The organism is Rickettsia endosymbiont of Culicoides newsteadi (assembly GCF_002259525.1).
Lineage (GTDB): Bacteria > Pseudomonadota > Alphaproteobacteria > Rickettsiales > Rickettsiaceae > Tisiphia.
This window is the reverse complement of record NZ_MWZE01000028.1, coordinates 1-13,398: the sequence shown is the minus strand read 5'-3', so window position 1 is coordinate 13,398 and position 13,398 is coordinate 1. Positions and strand designations below refer to the sequence as shown.

The following is a 13,398-nucleotide window of genomic DNA, read 5'->3' as shown; positions in this document are numbered from 1 at the left end:
ATTACAGCAAAGTGGAATATGCCAATCCCAGATTGGGCGGTAACCGTTTCCCAGCTAGATATTTTCTTCCCTGATAGGTTGAATTTTAGACTATGATATTCTATACTGACACAGCTCAGCGAACGTTCTCATAAAGAAAAATGTTCACAACAAACTTAGTAAAATTGCTTGTCATTTTGTTTCCATTCTATTAAAGTATTAGTATGTACTAGCCTAATAAGTTATGGTGGTGTTAATGATAACAATTTTATCAAGGCAATTATTATATGTTCAGCACTCTTAAATATTCGTTTACAGCTATTCTTTTGATAGTACCAATGCTTGCTTGTGCCAACATAGAACCCAAATATAAGGTCAGAAATTTTATGGTATAAAATAATGTTGTAGCTAATCTGAAGTCATTGCGAAGAGGTATAAAGTCGACGAAGTAATCCATTTGTGGTTACTTTATGGATTGTTTTGTCGCTACTAAAGTAGTTCTGAGCCATGACGTTGTGTTGCAAACATTAAAACATTAATGCAAGATGCATTAATGTAAAGAATTTAAACAATGAGTTATATTAAATGTCTGCTCAAATAATAGAGTTATTAATTTTTGCTGCGATTGCTTTTTTTATTATAAATAGGTTAATTGCTACGCTTGGCTCTACATCAGATGAAGATCCATCTAAAGGTAAATCTTCCTTTTTTGGTGAAACAACAATTAGAGATGTTACTTATACATCAAAAACTGCTACTAGTAGTATTTTTAAGAAAGGATTACCTCAAACTACGGTAAGACCTTCACCTATCAATCCTATGGAATTTGATGGATTAATAGTTGATGAAGATTCTGTGGCTATAATAGCTGGAATTCAAGCTATATCTGCTAAACTTCCATCATTTCAAGCAAGAAAATTTTTGCAGAGTGCAAAGGCAGCCTTTGAGCTGATCATTGAAGCTTCTAACGATGATGATATTGACGATTTACTGACATTAGTGGATAAAAGATATATTCAAGAGTTTCATATTTTTTCTCAAACCTATGGAGAATTTGTTCATGGTAGCGTACTAGATGCCCAAATTTCTGAAGCTTATACATTTGCGAATAATATTTTTCTAAAAGTATTATTCACAGGTAAAAAGGTAACTAGTAAGATAAAAAACATGAAAGAAGAATGGACGTTTTCCAGAAGTCTTATTTCTAAAAATACAGATTGGTTTTTAACTAATGTTGTTCGTCTAGAAAATGAGGAGCAGCTAACTTCTTAGCATCTGATGATTCACCAGTATAAATTATATTTTGGTAGTTAAGTTTGATAGCAGTAAATAAAGCTGTGTGATCATTTTCTACATTAACGATAATTTTTACGATTTGGGGGAATTCTTTAGTTAATGTCTTAAACATATAATCAAGCACTAGCATACCGTAATATCTCGTACTACCAGTTTTATTAGTTAAAATAACAGGATCGTGAAATTCAGATAAAAACTCTCGTGCATCACTTAAGTTTTCTATTGTATAAGTTGTTGGGTTTGGCATTTTATAAACCTATATAGTAATTGATAAGAAATTACTGACGTCACCACTCATTGCTTTTGCTAGCCAATTCTTGAAAGCAGAGAAATATAAATTTGTTCACAGCTCCTAATAAAATCTTTTACTAATAAAACAGCAAATTGGTATAGACAAAATATATATAGAGGCAATGAATGGTAATAAATACCATGGATATATAATAAGACTTATGATGATAACAGCAAACACCATCATAGCTAATGATAAATATTCGTGTTTTATCTTAATATTTTTTGTCGAAAATGTTGGCAACCTACTAGGCAGTAAAAAAGCAATTACCACAATATATAGACCTATTATAATGGTATGGGTACGAATATTGATACCTAAAATGCCACTCACTTCAAAATCTAAAATCATGGGAATTAGAGCAAGTAAAGCTCCACAAGGAGCAGGTACACCAGTAAAAAAATATTCTAGTTTCTTATTATTTGCCTCATGAAAAATAGCAGTATTAAATCTCGCAAGCCTTAATGCCATACATACGATAAATAGCAATATAGTTCCCCATGAAAATACTTTATATTCATATTGTTGAAAAGACCATAAATATACAAGACAAGCCGGCACTACTCCAAAATTAGCAAAATCACATAATGAGTCCAGTTCAGCACCAAAAGGACTAGTAGCATTTAGCATCCGTGCTATCCTACCATCAATTCCATCTATTATAGCAGCAACTAAGGTACAATATACAGCCCTTTCCCATATACCATCCAATCCAAATTTAATGGCACTAATACCAATCACAAGCCCCAATAGAGTGATAAAATTAGGAAGCAATTTTATAAACGGAATTGGTTTTGTTATTCTAACTTTGCGTATTCTAATCAATTTATACCTATATACTTACATTAAAGTAGCAATAGCCTCACCTTCTTTCAAATTTAAGTTCAGATGTTTTTTTGTTCTTAAAATCAGCAATAATAGTTTCTCCACCAACTGCAGTTTGCCCTTCAGTAACACAAAGGGCAGTTTTAAGTGGCAAATAAACGTCCGCTCTACTACCAAAACGGATAATACCATATCTATCACCAATTCTAACCTCAGTATCTTCTTCTAAGTCACATAATATCCTTCTGGCTATTAATCCTGCTATTTGGACAAAAGCAATTTTATGCCCACTTTTTGTTTCCATTAAAACAGATTGACGTTCATTATAGATACTGGCTTTATCAAGAGAAGCATTAAAAAACTTTCCTGGATTATAATGTAGAGATAAAATCTTACCGTTAGCTGGAATACGATTTACATGAATATTAAAAATATTCAAAAAAATACTAACTCTAATCATCTCCTGATCACCAAGACCAAGTTCTATCGGCGGAACTGCTTCAGTTATTTTTTGTACTATTCCGTCTGCTGGGCTAACCACCAAATCGTCACTAATCGGGGTAAATCGATCCGGATTTCTAAAAAAATATACACACCAAATTGTCATAACCAATCCTATATACCCACAGGTATTATTGACAGTAAAGAGTAAAAAAGTTATCACAGCAAAGCTTACAATAAATATGTAGCCTTCTCGATGAATAATCTTCGACAAATCATTATATTGCTTCATTCTCACTCTCTAATTTGTATTATTTACTTTTGGAAATATTGTTATTATACATTATATTATTAATGACACTAATAGGTAATTGCATTTTATTTTTATTTTTTTTTATTACTATAGCTAATCCGATTACATGATGTAATTCTTGCTTTCTCGAGAATCTAGACCCCTGTCTTCGCAGGGGTGACATCTAACTTTTTCGTCCTGTCACTTTATATCATCGCTAATATCATTATTACTTTCTGATTCTTCATTTTTTTCAGCTCTATCGTCCTCTTCTTGGGCCGAACCAAGAGCATACACACATAATTCTTCAAGTAATACATTATTCTTATTAGCCAGTTCTTGTAGTTTAGTAATTGCATCCATGACCTCTGCTGGTATTTTTCCACCACGTTGCTTTGATAACCAGTCATCCTGAAAATGCAAAGGATGATGTCCCGGCTCAGGCTGCCCTACATATATGGTAAACGGTGCCATTTGCCCACCAAAATCACAATTAACAGTAAATTTCTTCATAATATAACATCAAATTATTAAAAATCCCTATATAGCAAATCTAAATCATTTTTGTGTCACCCCTGCATAAGCAGGGGTCTAGATTCCCTCCTACGCGGGAATGACATGGTAAAAACGTCATTGCGAAGAGGCGTAAGCCGACGAAGCAATCCAAGAAAATGGTTAGAAATGGATTGCTTCGACCTACTTGCGTGGTCTCGCAATGACGTCTGAGGTTTGTATACTCATACTACTCAGGTTAGCTATAATAAATGTTCAAATTTCTTAGAAAGTTCATAATTAGTAGCAACAAACATTTCATCATTATTTATTATTGCTCCACCTGCTTCTCGGACGATTAGATCAAAGCCAGCTTTCAAAGTATAATTTAATGATGAACAATAAACAACATCAATCTTACCAGCTGCCAGTAGTAGCATTCCATAACAATGACAACCAAAAACCCTAGCATTTTTCAAAAAAACTGGGTTAATATTAAGATCATCGGTAGCGATTAGAAAATTATCAACACTACTACAACCAGAAACCCTTAATCTACTATTGTTACTAGTATTATTTTCTGACCATACCCCTCTTCCTTTTTCAACATAATAAATCTCATCAAAAGCTGGAAAATTTATCACCGTACATATCGTAGTTAAAATTTGATTAATCTTCTTTAAACACGTTATAGATAGAGCAAAAAATGGTAGGCTCTTTTCTAAATTACTAAAACCATCCAGCGGATTTATTAGTAAAACCATCTCTTCACTATTATCTAGTTTAAACTTATCCTCTGGAAAGAATAACGCACTTGTATATTTTTGCAACTCATTACGTAATAAATCTTGTGCTTTAACATAAGCTTTATTACAAAAATCATAATTTCCTTTACTAGACCTTTGAAGCATTCCTAGCTCCAAAAAATCTCTATGCAAAAATTTAACAGCTTTACGTGAAGCAGCAATAAGTAAACTGGTTATCGGTTGTTGCATAAGATATTACTTAGCTCTTTCAACAAAGCTAACATCTTCAATTTTTACCACTATTTTCTCACCTACCACTAAATAAGGTGGTACCATTACCTTTACTCCATTAGTTAAAATTGCTGGTTTGTAAGAAGATGTGACCATAGCCCCTTTAATTACGGGATCAGTTTGCATAATTTCAGCAATAACGGTTTGTGGTAATTCAGCACTTAAAGCTTTTTCCTCATAAAACTGTACCTTTAATACCATATTATCTTCAAGGAATGACAAACTTTCACCAAGAATTGACTTATTAATTAAAATTTGCTCAAAGGTCTCATTATCCATTAACACTAGATTATCTTCCTCAAAATAGAGGAATTGTAAATCTTTGGTATCAAGTTGTGCTTTTTCAACATAATCAGATGAATTAAACCGCTCGTTAAGCTTTGTACCAGTTTTAAAATTTTTCATCTCTACTTGTACATAAGCCCCACCTTTACCGGGTTTAGTATGTTCAGGCGTTTTATGCACAACCCATAGCTCATTATTATACACTATAATGTTGCCAGCTCTAATAGCATTTGCTGAAATTTTCATATTATTATTACTTTATTATTATACTTATCTAAAATCTAGTCCCAAATTAACTATTAAGAACATGAATTTATTAGGAAGAATATACAATAACTGCTATAAAAACAAGTATATTTAAGTAATATAATTTCAGAGTAGTTTAGAAATCGTAGGAAAAAACAAACGACGTCATTGCGACGAAGCAATCCATTTTTGTGTCACCCCTGCTTTGGGGCGGGGTCTAGATTCCCGTCTACGCGGGAATGACAGGGTAAAAACGTCATTGCTAGGAGGCGTAAACCGATGAAGCAATCCAATAATGTGTGGATTGCCGCGACCACTATGTGGTCTCGCAATGACGTATACTTCTATAACTCGTCATTGCGAGGAGGCGTAAGCCAACGAAGCAATCCATTTTTGGTTACTTCTTATGGATTACTTCAATGCTACTTAAGCTCCTTGCAATGACGTCTTGTACTTTCCTGCAAATTTTAAATTATCCTGATAATAATTTAGTAAAATTACTTAGTGCTATAAAAAATTATGATACAATCACAATAGACCTATTGCATAACCTAATCTAATTGGTAATTTTGTTGTCAAAACTCGTCTCCGTTCCTCACGTACATCTTAGTACGCTGCGGTACTCGACTTCGTTTTTCCTAAAAATTCCTCAATTATCTTTAGGTTATGCAAGAGGTCTAATATTATAAAAAAACATAAAGAGAATATATTTATTTTATGACTGCCAATGTACTAGTAGTTGATGATATAGAAGCAAATATTAAATTACTGGAAGCTAAACTTTTAGGGGAATATTACACTGTCTTTACTGCCAATAACGCCAAAGACGCTCTAAATGTTCTTGCCATTAATAGAATTGATATTGTATTGCTTGATGCCATGATGCCTGATATGGACGGATTTGAAACCTGTAGAAGAATTAAGTCTAATATTTCTACCATGCATATACCAGTTATTATGGTTACAGCCCTTTCTGATACTGAAGATCGCATCAAAGGTCTGGAAGCTGGAGCTGATGAGTTCTTAACAAAACCTATTGATGATACTGCTCTTTTTGCCAGGGTACGATCTCTTGCTAGAATGAAGGCGGTTATTGATGAACTCAAACTAAGAAACACTACTAATGCTGAATTAGGTGGCTCTGTCATAGAAATACAAGATAATTTTTCAGATAGTAAAATACTGTTAATTAACGATGATATAGTACAGGCAAGAAATATCAATAAAATGCTTCTAACTCTTACCCCCAATATCAAAATAATATCTGATATCAATGAATTGGAGAAAGATAGTGAAGATACTCTAGATTTAGTAATTATTAGTTGCCAATTAGAACAAGGAGACCCTTTGAGAATAAGCGTGATGTTACGCTCTAATACTAAATTTCATGATATAGTGCTAATATTACAAGCTGAAGAAGAAAATAGAGCAACAGTTATCAAGGGTTTAGAACTGGGTATTAATGATTATTTTATGTATCCAGTAGATAAGAATGAGCTGTTAGCTAGAATTAGAACTCAACTGAGAAGAAAACACTATCAAGATAAATTACGCAATGATTTAGAATTAAGCGTAAACTTATCTATTAAAGATGGTTTGACTGGTATATTTAACCGTCATTATTTTGATACGCATATAAAGCAAATGGTAAAAAAAGCTGATGATAGCAAAAGACCTTTATGCTTACTAATGTGTGATATTGATTATTTTAAACAAGTTAATGATAATTATGGTCATCAAGCGGGAGACGTAGTGCTAAAAACCGTTGCTAATGTTCTGAAGAATATTTTTAGGGTTACAGACTTAATTGCTAGATATGGAGGTGAGGAATTTGCTGTCCTGTTAAACGATATAACAATTGACGAGGCTATGTATGTAGCGGAGCGGGTAAGAACAAGAGTGGAATCTATTGAGTTTAAAGTTAAAACTCAAGAAAATCCTATTAAAAAAACTATCTCAATAGGAGTAACTGAATATAAAACTGGAGAAACTATTAGTGATTTTATAGAGCGTGCCGACAAAGCTCTTTATCAAGGAAAGGAACAAGGGAGAAATAGAGTGATTAAAATAACTTAAGATTAATAATTTAGGTACACAAATGAAGAGCAATCAGGTATAATAGGTTGAGAGATGGGCATTTTGCAAATCTGCCTTTCATACAAAACTTAAGAATATGAAAAATAAAACTCTTCGTAAATGTTACCATGAATTACCATACAGACCAAGTGTAGGTATGATGATAATTGATGGTACTAATAGAGTGTTTGTTGGTAAAAGAATCGACACTAAAATATCGGCTTGGCAAATGCCCCAAGGCGGTATAGATTTGGGAGAAACACCCAGTGTTGCAGCTCTTAGGGAAATGCTAGAAGAAATAGGTTGTAATAAAGGTGATATTCTTGCAGAAAGCAAATATTGGTATAGTTATGACGTACCTAAAATTTTAATACCTAAATTATGGAATGGTAATTTCCGAGGGCAAAAACAAAAGTGGTTTTTAATTAGGTTTAAAGGCACTAATGAAGATATTAATATTAACACTAGTAACCCAGAATTTGAGGAATGGCGTTGGGTTAAATTTGACGAATTATTGTCAATTATAATTCCCTTTAAACGAAAACTTTATAAAGCTGTAGTTAAAGAATTTTCTCCGATCATTAATGATACACTATGTTCTGTAAAGTAAGAAATTAGAAATTAAATTTGGTATTATGACTAATAAAAAACAGTTGGCTTTTGGTGTAGATTCTCGTAGATGCGAGAAATATAGTTTGCGTCAAAGTAGATATTACGTTATTTCAAAAGATGTTAGTCGTATTGTAAGTGAAATTAAATCTAAAAACCAAAGAGTAAAGTTATTAGATATTGGTGTTGCTTCTGGTGTGTCTCGGCGTTATATCGAAAATCAACCAAATAATGAAGTAATAGATTATTATGGAGCAGATATTGAAATAAGAGATGATATATATAAGAAGGAATCTTATAGTTGTTTATACCAAGCTGATTTAATGCAAGGAATGTTAAATGTTCCGAGCAACAGTTTTGACATTGTAATTTGTGAACAAGTTTTAGAACATTTATATGAATTAGAACTTGCTTTTAAATCGATAGAAAGAGTATTAAAGCCTGGCGGGACTTTATTTCTGGGGGTTCCAATTTTCCCTCATGGAATACATTTAGTACGTCGATATTTAGTGCCTTTAATTGATAAAATATGTCGAGTAAAAAAAGTTAGAGGTCATGTTCAAGCATTTTCATTAATTACATTTACAAAATTACTTCATAAATATACTGAATTGGAAATTTTAGAGCATAGAGGATTTCGAGTTATTTCAGGAGGTATTCTTCGACCACTTGAAAATCATAAATGGTGGTTAGATTTTAACCATAAATTAGGTAAACTAATTCCTAGCCTATGCATCGAAATTCAGATTGTTGCTAAGAAGAACGAACAGCACGATAGATAGTTACAATGAGTGCATAGCTATATTTACCATATAAATATAAAAAACTTCTTAATAAAAATCTGTATAAAATAAAATAATATGATGCAACATGAACATATAATTAGACTAAGCATCATGGAATTGGGCAATTTATTTTCTGAAACCATTTTAGAACTATTAGCTATAGTTGGCTTATAAATAAATATCACAAGCTTTGCTAAATAAAGTGCAGAGAATAAAGTACTTAAAGCTAGCACTCCCATAACTAATATTTGATTTTGCTCAGCAGCGGCAAGCATAATATAAAATTTACTAATAAAACCACCAAAGGGGGGAATGCCGATTAACGATAAACTGGCAATACATACCATAAAGCTAGTTTTTGGCATTTCTTTACCAGCATTGATTAGGTCAGATATCTGGTTAGTCTTCTTTAAGCTATAAATACTTCCCATTCCATAAAATAAACAGATTTTAGTAAATGAATGTGAAGATAAATGTAGGATAGCTGCTCCTATAGATTTTGAGGTAAACATCAAGCTACTAAGTAAAGCTATCCCTAATTGGTTAATCGTAGAGTAAGCTAGAATCTTCTTAATATTATCACTAGTTAATGCCTTAAAGGAACTATAAAATATGGTGATAATAGGTAAGAAAATGATCCAATTAAATTCGGCAAAAATAGAGTGTAAATATTTAAGACCAAAAATATATATCAGAATTTTATAAATACAAAAAAGTCCAGTTTTAACAACTACCACTGCATGTAGCAAAGCACTTACAGGGTAATGTGCTACCATTGCCGCTGGTAACCATTGATGCAAAGGATATAAGGCTGCCTTTGATGTGCCAAAAATAAACATTAATAACAAAATTATGGTTTGATTCTTGGAAAAATAATGCTCGATAAAACCTTGGGAGGTAAAGTTACCATGCCCTGCTTTAGCATAAATAATTATTATAGCTGGCAAGAATAGTAATATCCCTGAGATCATCAATATTTTTAAATATTTATAGACTCCTGCCATAACTTTATCTCCACCACTATGACCAATTAATGGAGCAGTTGATAATGTTAATATTTCATAAAAAATAAACATCGTAAAGAGATTTGAAGATAATGCTACCATCCCCCCAGATAATACGCTTAGATTAATGAAGAATAGAAAACGACTAGAATTATCAATATTATTAATTGCCAAATATTTAGTGGTGTAAATTAATGCACAAATCCATAAGAAACTTAGTAAGGTTAAGAAAATGAGACTGAGAGCTTCTAAATGCAATCCAATAGCAAAATTACTAAAGATGGTTATTGATAGATTGGCTCTTACGCCCTTCAGAAATAACCAATCAATAATTAAAATATTGACAAAAAAGAAGCTACTAATGGTAATTAATAAAGAGTTACGTGTATTATTATCACTATTACTGATAAAAGGTGTAACTAAATTTAACATAGCTAAAAGTAAAGTTGATATAATCAAAAAACTAGGGGTAACAGAAGGGTACATTAACGCCCTCCTAATAGTTGCAATTGGTTTAAGAATATTGGTAGGAGAAGTTGTATTACACTAACAAAAATTAGCCCATAATATTTATACTTAGTGCTAGACTGTAATAGTGTATAATTAGAGTGATTAGCATTTAACCATAGTAAACTGGCGTCATTGCGAGAAGGCGTAAGCCGACGAAGCAATCCAAATTTATTGTTTTCTTGGATTGCTTCGTCGCTACTATAAGTAGCTCCTCGCAATGACAACTGGGAATTTGGCGTGATATTAGTCGGGTTAGCTGTATAATTAGAGTGATGCCAACATAGTTTTTTGGCAATCTTATAATGATAAAGTAATGACATAGCAGAACTGATAACAACAATCACCAACTCGAGCCACAGATTTTCAACAATCAACAACTCAAAAATAGAAAGCTTAATGAAAAACATACTACTTATTGGCAAACCACAGCTACAAATTAGACTAAATACTACCAAGACACGCCATAACATACTGGTACTGGGTACGCTATGAGTATCAAAATAAGCAATGATTAGAAATAGAGCAATCTTATTAAGGCTATCAGCTAACAAAAATGGAGTTAGGATTAATTCACCTTTAGGAACGACTAATAGCAAAAATATATAACCAATTTGTACGGCCGAAGAATATATCACAATATTTCTGACTTTTTCTTTGCTTCGGCAAGCAAAATATGTACATAAAATAATAGTTACCAAAGAGATCGGTTTGATAAAAATTGCTAAATCATTAATGATTTTACTATAGTCAATGGTAAAATGAATGAACCTCAATATTATATAAAGACCCATTATACTAGAGATACTGGCAAGATACGTCAAAATGACCGGAGCAACCGAAGAATAGCTTCGAATCATCCAAAAATGCATCGGGAAAAAAGCCGTTTTTAATATAGCTCCAATTAGAAAAAAACTAATAGCTAGCTTGACTATTTTACAGTCATAATTTGTTTGAAGTAACATTGAAACATCTGACATATTGAGACTACCAGTACTACTCAATAAAAATCCAATGGCTATTAATATCAAAGTTGCCCCGACTGTACCGAGCATAAGATAATCGAAAGCACCGATAACAGCCTTGGGGTTATTACCCTGTGCCATTAGGGCATAAGCACTTAATGAAGATATTTCAATAAATACATAAAGATTAAAAAGGTCATTAGTACTCAATATACCGAGATATCCGCTATGGGCAAATAATAAAAGTGCGTAAAATAACGATTGCCTTTTTTGATCAATAAATTTAAGTACGGTAGTTGCCAGCAATTTGTTACAGAAAATTAGAAAAAATAATAATACGCCATTAATGTAGGTAATTATAGGTTGATTCAGGTAGTCTAGTCTATATTCAATACCTATGGGGGCATGCCAATTACCAAAATCATATGATATGGTACCTTTATTAATTACCGATAATCCATAAATACTTAAAAATAAACTTAGTGCAATCGAAATAACTGCTATAATTCGAGTGACACGCACATAACGAAAAGTTAGTATTGAAAATAATGCCCCAAAAAATGGTAGCAATACTTGTAAAGCTGGAAAATGTTTAATTAATATCATTTATTTCAATCATTCGGAGTCGCTTCGCTAAAATTAATTTCATGCTCCGATATAGTATTAAATTGCTTAGAAATACGATAAATCAAGCTAAGCCCTAATGACAATGTAGCAAAACCAACAACAATAGCCGTGAGCATTAGCACCTGAGGTAATGGGCTTACATAAAGCTGAGAATTCTGCAGTAAACTACGCTCAATTGGCACAATACCCCCATTTACCTTACCAAGCATCAGGTAAAAAATTAGCACAGAGCTTTGCATAACACTAAGCCCTATGATTTTACGAACATAATTATCACTGATTAACATTATAAACAAACCACTAGTTAATACGAGCAGTGTTAAAAAATATAAAATTTTTGAGATATATATAGCTTCTAAAAACATTGTTCCTTAATTAATACACCCAATATCATTGCAATGACGTCAGGTTGTTTTTTCTATTACTTTTATGCCATGCGTATAGTCAATTCAAGAGAATTTGGGGCTAGGAACGATGGAGCGACGCCTATAAGTAATAGGAGAACGGCAAGCGATGACGTTCCTTCTCATCAATTGACTATATATTAATCACCGCGTTGCAACCAATGCCCTTCAGCCGGCGATAGGTCACTTGCCACAGCTCTCCTATCATCAAATACAAAACATTCTCCTTGCCATAAATTGCTATGATTATGGGTATCTTCTAAATATTGTAAGATACCACCTTTAAGATGGTAAACATCATTAAAACCAAGTTTCTTTAGATAGGCTGTTGATTTTTCACATCTAATTCCACCAGTACAATACATCGCTATTTTCTTGCCAACAAGTAGGTCTTTATTTTGTTCTACCCATTTTGGAAATTGCTTAAATGTCTCTGTTTTTGGGTCTATAGCACCTTTAAAAGTACCGATACACACTTCATAGTCATTCCTAGTATCTATTACTACCACATTATTTTGGCTAATGAACTTGTCCCAATCTTTTGCTTCAATATACTCTCCCTTAAGATTGGCAATATCAATATCGCCAACTGCCATAGCAATAATTTCTTTTTTAAGCTTTATTCTCAATTTTTGAAAAGGATGAATATCACAGTAATTTATTTTAATATTTACATCTTCCGCTAACGTAAGGCTGATAATTTCATCTAATAAAAAATTTACCTGTTCTTTTGCTCCAGAAATTGAACCATTAAACCCTTCAGGAGCTAAAAGAATAGTCCCCCTAACCCCTCTTTTCTTGCCAAGATGTAAAATCTTTGGCAGCAAAACTTCAAGATTTTCTAGTTTAGTAAAACTATAAAAACTTAATACTGATATTTTAACATTATTATCCATAGTAAACATTATATTTTTTAAATTTAAAAAGCATATTTATTTCCAACAGTCTCCCACAACTATTGTAATTCCAAGTTAAATTGTCATTCCCACATCTAATTTGTCATATATGGACGAGTGAATTTGTCAAGAAAGAAAATAAAAAAATAGAGCCACAAAGGAAGCGGTCATATATTCGGCATCGAGTGCCATAATGGTTTCTGCATTCTTATAAATATCCTTGAGTTACCTCTCATTCCCACGGCTTCTAGAGCCTCGACATAATTACGGATTTTATTCAGAATACTTATTCATTAACTCTTTAACTTTCGTTCTCTTTATTGTTACTATTCTTTACTCA

The 13,398-nt window shown here is 32.5% G+C and carries 14 protein-coding genes and 1 pseudogene; 5 read left to right on the top strand and 10 right to left on the bottom strand.

Features of this window, described 5'->3' with window-relative positions:
• Nucleotides 1-564: 564 nt before the first annotated feature.
• Nucleotides 565-1,251, top strand: a complete 687-nt coding sequence (locus RiCNE_RS03170; protein ID WP_094649172.1) for a TIM44-like domain-containing protein — start codon at nucleotides 565-567, stop codon at nucleotides 1,249-1,251.
• On the opposite strand, the gene RiCNE_RS03165 is transcribed toward RiCNE_RS03170, so the two are convergent.
• The 6 genes from RiCNE_RS03165 to efp all read right to left on the bottom strand — a co-directional run bounded on the left by RiCNE_RS03165 (nucleotide 1,208) and on the right by efp (nucleotide 5,185).
• Nucleotides 1,208-1,522, bottom strand: a complete 315-nt coding sequence (locus RiCNE_RS03165; protein ID WP_094649171.1) for a hypothetical protein — start codon at nucleotides 1,520-1,522, stop codon at nucleotides 1,208-1,210. The genes RiCNE_RS03170 and RiCNE_RS03165 overlap by 44 nt on opposite strands.
• Nucleotides 1,523-1,627: 105 nt before the next feature.
• Nucleotides 1,628-2,392, bottom strand: a complete 765-nt coding sequence (locus RiCNE_RS03160) for a CDP-alcohol phosphatidyltransferase family protein (RefSeq protein WP_094649170.1) — start codon at nucleotides 2,390-2,392, stop codon at nucleotides 1,628-1,630.
• A 37-nt stretch (nucleotides 2,393-2,429) separates the two neighbouring features.
• On the bottom strand, nucleotides 2,430-3,125 hold the full coding sequence (locus RiCNE_RS03155; RefSeq protein ID WP_094649169.1) for a phosphatidylserine decarboxylase: 696 nt from the start codon (nucleotides 3,123-3,125) through the stop codon (nucleotides 2,430-2,432).
• A gap of 201 nt (nucleotides 3,126-3,326) precedes the next feature.
• A complete protein-coding gene (locus RiCNE_RS03150; RefSeq protein ID WP_094649168.1) occupies nucleotides 3,327-3,638 on the bottom strand; it encodes a DUF2610 domain-containing protein in 312 nt (103 codons plus the stop codon).
• Nucleotides 3,639-3,880: 242 nt separating this feature from the next.
• Nucleotides 3,881-4,612, bottom strand: a complete 732-nt coding sequence (locus tag RiCNE_RS03145) for an inositol monophosphatase family protein (RefSeq protein ID WP_094649167.1) — start codon at nucleotides 4,610-4,612, stop codon at nucleotides 3,881-3,883.
• A gap of 6 nt (nucleotides 4,613-4,618) precedes the next feature.
• The gene (gene efp, locus RiCNE_RS03140) at nucleotides 4,619-5,185 is read right to left on the bottom strand and encodes an elongation factor P (protein WP_094649166.1); all 567 of its coding nucleotides are present in this window, start codon (nucleotides 5,183-5,185) and stop codon (nucleotides 4,619-4,621) included.
• A 717-nt stretch (nucleotides 5,186-5,902) separates the two neighbouring features.
• Here efp and RiCNE_RS03135 point away from each other — a divergent pair.
• The 3 genes from RiCNE_RS03135 to RiCNE_RS03125 all read left to right on the top strand — a co-directional run bounded on the left by RiCNE_RS03135 (nucleotide 5,903) and on the right by RiCNE_RS03125 (nucleotide 8,652).
• Nucleotides 5,903-7,261 (top strand): PleD family two-component system response regulator, encoded by a 1,359-nt coding sequence (locus RiCNE_RS03135; protein WP_094649165.1) that lies wholly within the window; start codon nucleotides 5,903-5,905, stop codon nucleotides 7,259-7,261.
• Nucleotides 7,262-7,358: 97 nt separating this feature from the next.
• Nucleotides 7,359-7,871 carry an RNA pyrophosphohydrolase gene (locus RiCNE_RS03130; RefSeq protein ID WP_094649164.1) on the top strand — a complete coding sequence of 171 codons (513 nt, stop codon included), beginning with the start codon at nucleotides 7,359-7,361 and terminating at the stop codon, nucleotides 7,869-7,871.
• Nucleotides 7,872-7,896: 25 nt separating this feature from the next.
• Nucleotides 7,897-8,652, top strand: a complete 756-nt coding sequence (locus RiCNE_RS03125) for a class I SAM-dependent methyltransferase (protein WP_094649163.1) — start codon at nucleotides 7,897-7,899, stop codon at nucleotides 8,650-8,652.
• A 23-nt stretch (nucleotides 8,653-8,675) separates the two neighbouring features.
• Here RiCNE_RS03125 and RiCNE_RS03120 read toward each other — a convergent pair whose 3' ends face one another.
• The 3 genes and pseudogenes from RiCNE_RS03120 to RiCNE_RS03110 all read right to left on the bottom strand — a co-directional run bounded on the left by RiCNE_RS03120 (nucleotide 8,676) and on the right by RiCNE_RS03110 (nucleotide 12,102).
• Complete coding sequence (locus RiCNE_RS03120) at nucleotides 8,676-10,145, bottom strand: proton-conducting transporter transmembrane domain-containing protein (protein WP_094649162.1); 1,470 nt, start codon at nucleotides 10,143-10,145, stop codon at nucleotides 8,676-8,678.
• 305 nt (nucleotides 10,146-10,450) lie between these two features.
• Nucleotides 10,451-11,737 (bottom strand): annotated as a pseudogene (locus RiCNE_RS03115) (proton-conducting transporter transmembrane domain-containing protein); the annotation flags it as partial.
• Nucleotides 11,738-11,742: 5 nt separating this feature from the next.
• Complete coding sequence (locus tag RiCNE_RS03110) at nucleotides 11,743-12,102, bottom strand: Na+/H+ antiporter subunit C (RefSeq protein WP_094649174.1); 360 nt, start codon at nucleotides 12,100-12,102, stop codon at nucleotides 11,743-11,745.
• A gap of 54 nt (nucleotides 12,103-12,156) precedes the next feature.
• On the opposite strand from RiCNE_RS03110, the gene RiCNE_RS07475 reads away from it, so the two are divergent.
• On the top strand, nucleotides 12,157-12,306 hold the full coding sequence (locus RiCNE_RS07475) for a hypothetical protein (RefSeq protein WP_157905663.1): 150 nt from the start codon (nucleotides 12,157-12,159) through the stop codon (nucleotides 12,304-12,306).
• On the opposite strand, the gene trhO is transcribed toward RiCNE_RS07475, so the two are convergent.
• The gene (gene trhO, locus RiCNE_RS03105; protein ID WP_094649173.1) at nucleotides 12,303-13,058 is read right to left on the bottom strand and encodes an oxygen-dependent tRNA uridine(34) hydroxylase TrhO; all 756 of its coding nucleotides are present in this window, start codon (nucleotides 13,056-13,058) and stop codon (nucleotides 12,303-12,305) included. The two genes, RiCNE_RS07475 and trhO, sit on opposite strands and share 4 nt — an antisense overlap.
• Nucleotides 13,059-13,398: the final 340 nt, after the last annotated feature.

Excerpts from the sequence above, each read along its gene's own strand:
- RiCNE_RS03170 (WP_094649172.1), top strand. The coding sequence starts at position 565 with ATGTCTGCTCAAATAATAGAGTTATTAATTTTTGCTGCGATTGCTTTT.
- RiCNE_RS03165 (WP_094649171.1), bottom strand. The coding sequence starts at position 1,522 with ATGCCAAACCCAACAACTTATACAATAGAAAACTTAAGTGATGCACGA.
- RiCNE_RS03155 (WP_094649169.1), bottom strand. The coding sequence starts at position 3,125 with ATGAAGCAATATAATGATTTGTCGAAGATTATTCATCGAGAAGGCTAC.
- RiCNE_RS03150 (WP_094649168.1), bottom strand. The coding sequence starts at position 3,638 with ATGAAGAAATTTACTGTTAATTGTGATTTTGGTGGGCAAATGGCACCG.
- RiCNE_RS03145 (WP_094649167.1), bottom strand. The coding sequence starts at position 4,612 with ATGCAACAACCGATAACCAGTTTACTTATTGCTGCTTCACGTAAAGCT.
- efp (WP_094649166.1), bottom strand. The coding sequence starts at position 5,185 with ATGAAAATTTCAGCAAATGCTATTAGAGCTGGCAACATTATAGTGTAT.
- RiCNE_RS03135 (WP_094649165.1), top strand. The coding sequence starts at position 5,903 with ATGACTGCCAATGTACTAGTAGTTGATGATATAGAAGCAAATATTAAA.
- RiCNE_RS03130 (WP_094649164.1), top strand. The coding sequence starts at position 7,359 with ATGAAAAATAAAACTCTTCGTAAATGTTACCATGAATTACCATACAGA.
- RiCNE_RS03125 (WP_094649163.1), top strand. The coding sequence starts at position 7,897 with ATGACTAATAAAAAACAGTTGGCTTTTGGTGTAGATTCTCGTAGATGC.
- RiCNE_RS03120 (WP_094649162.1), bottom strand. The coding sequence starts at position 10,145 with ATGTACCCTTCTGTTACCCCTAGTTTTTTGATTATATCAACTTTACTT.
- RiCNE_RS07475 (WP_157905663.1), top strand. The coding sequence starts at position 12,157 with ATGACGTCAGGTTGTTTTTTCTATTACTTTTATGCCATGCGTATAGTC.
- trhO (WP_094649173.1), bottom strand. The coding sequence starts at position 13,058 with ATGGATAATAATGTTAAAATATCAGTATTAAGTTTTTATAGTTTTACT.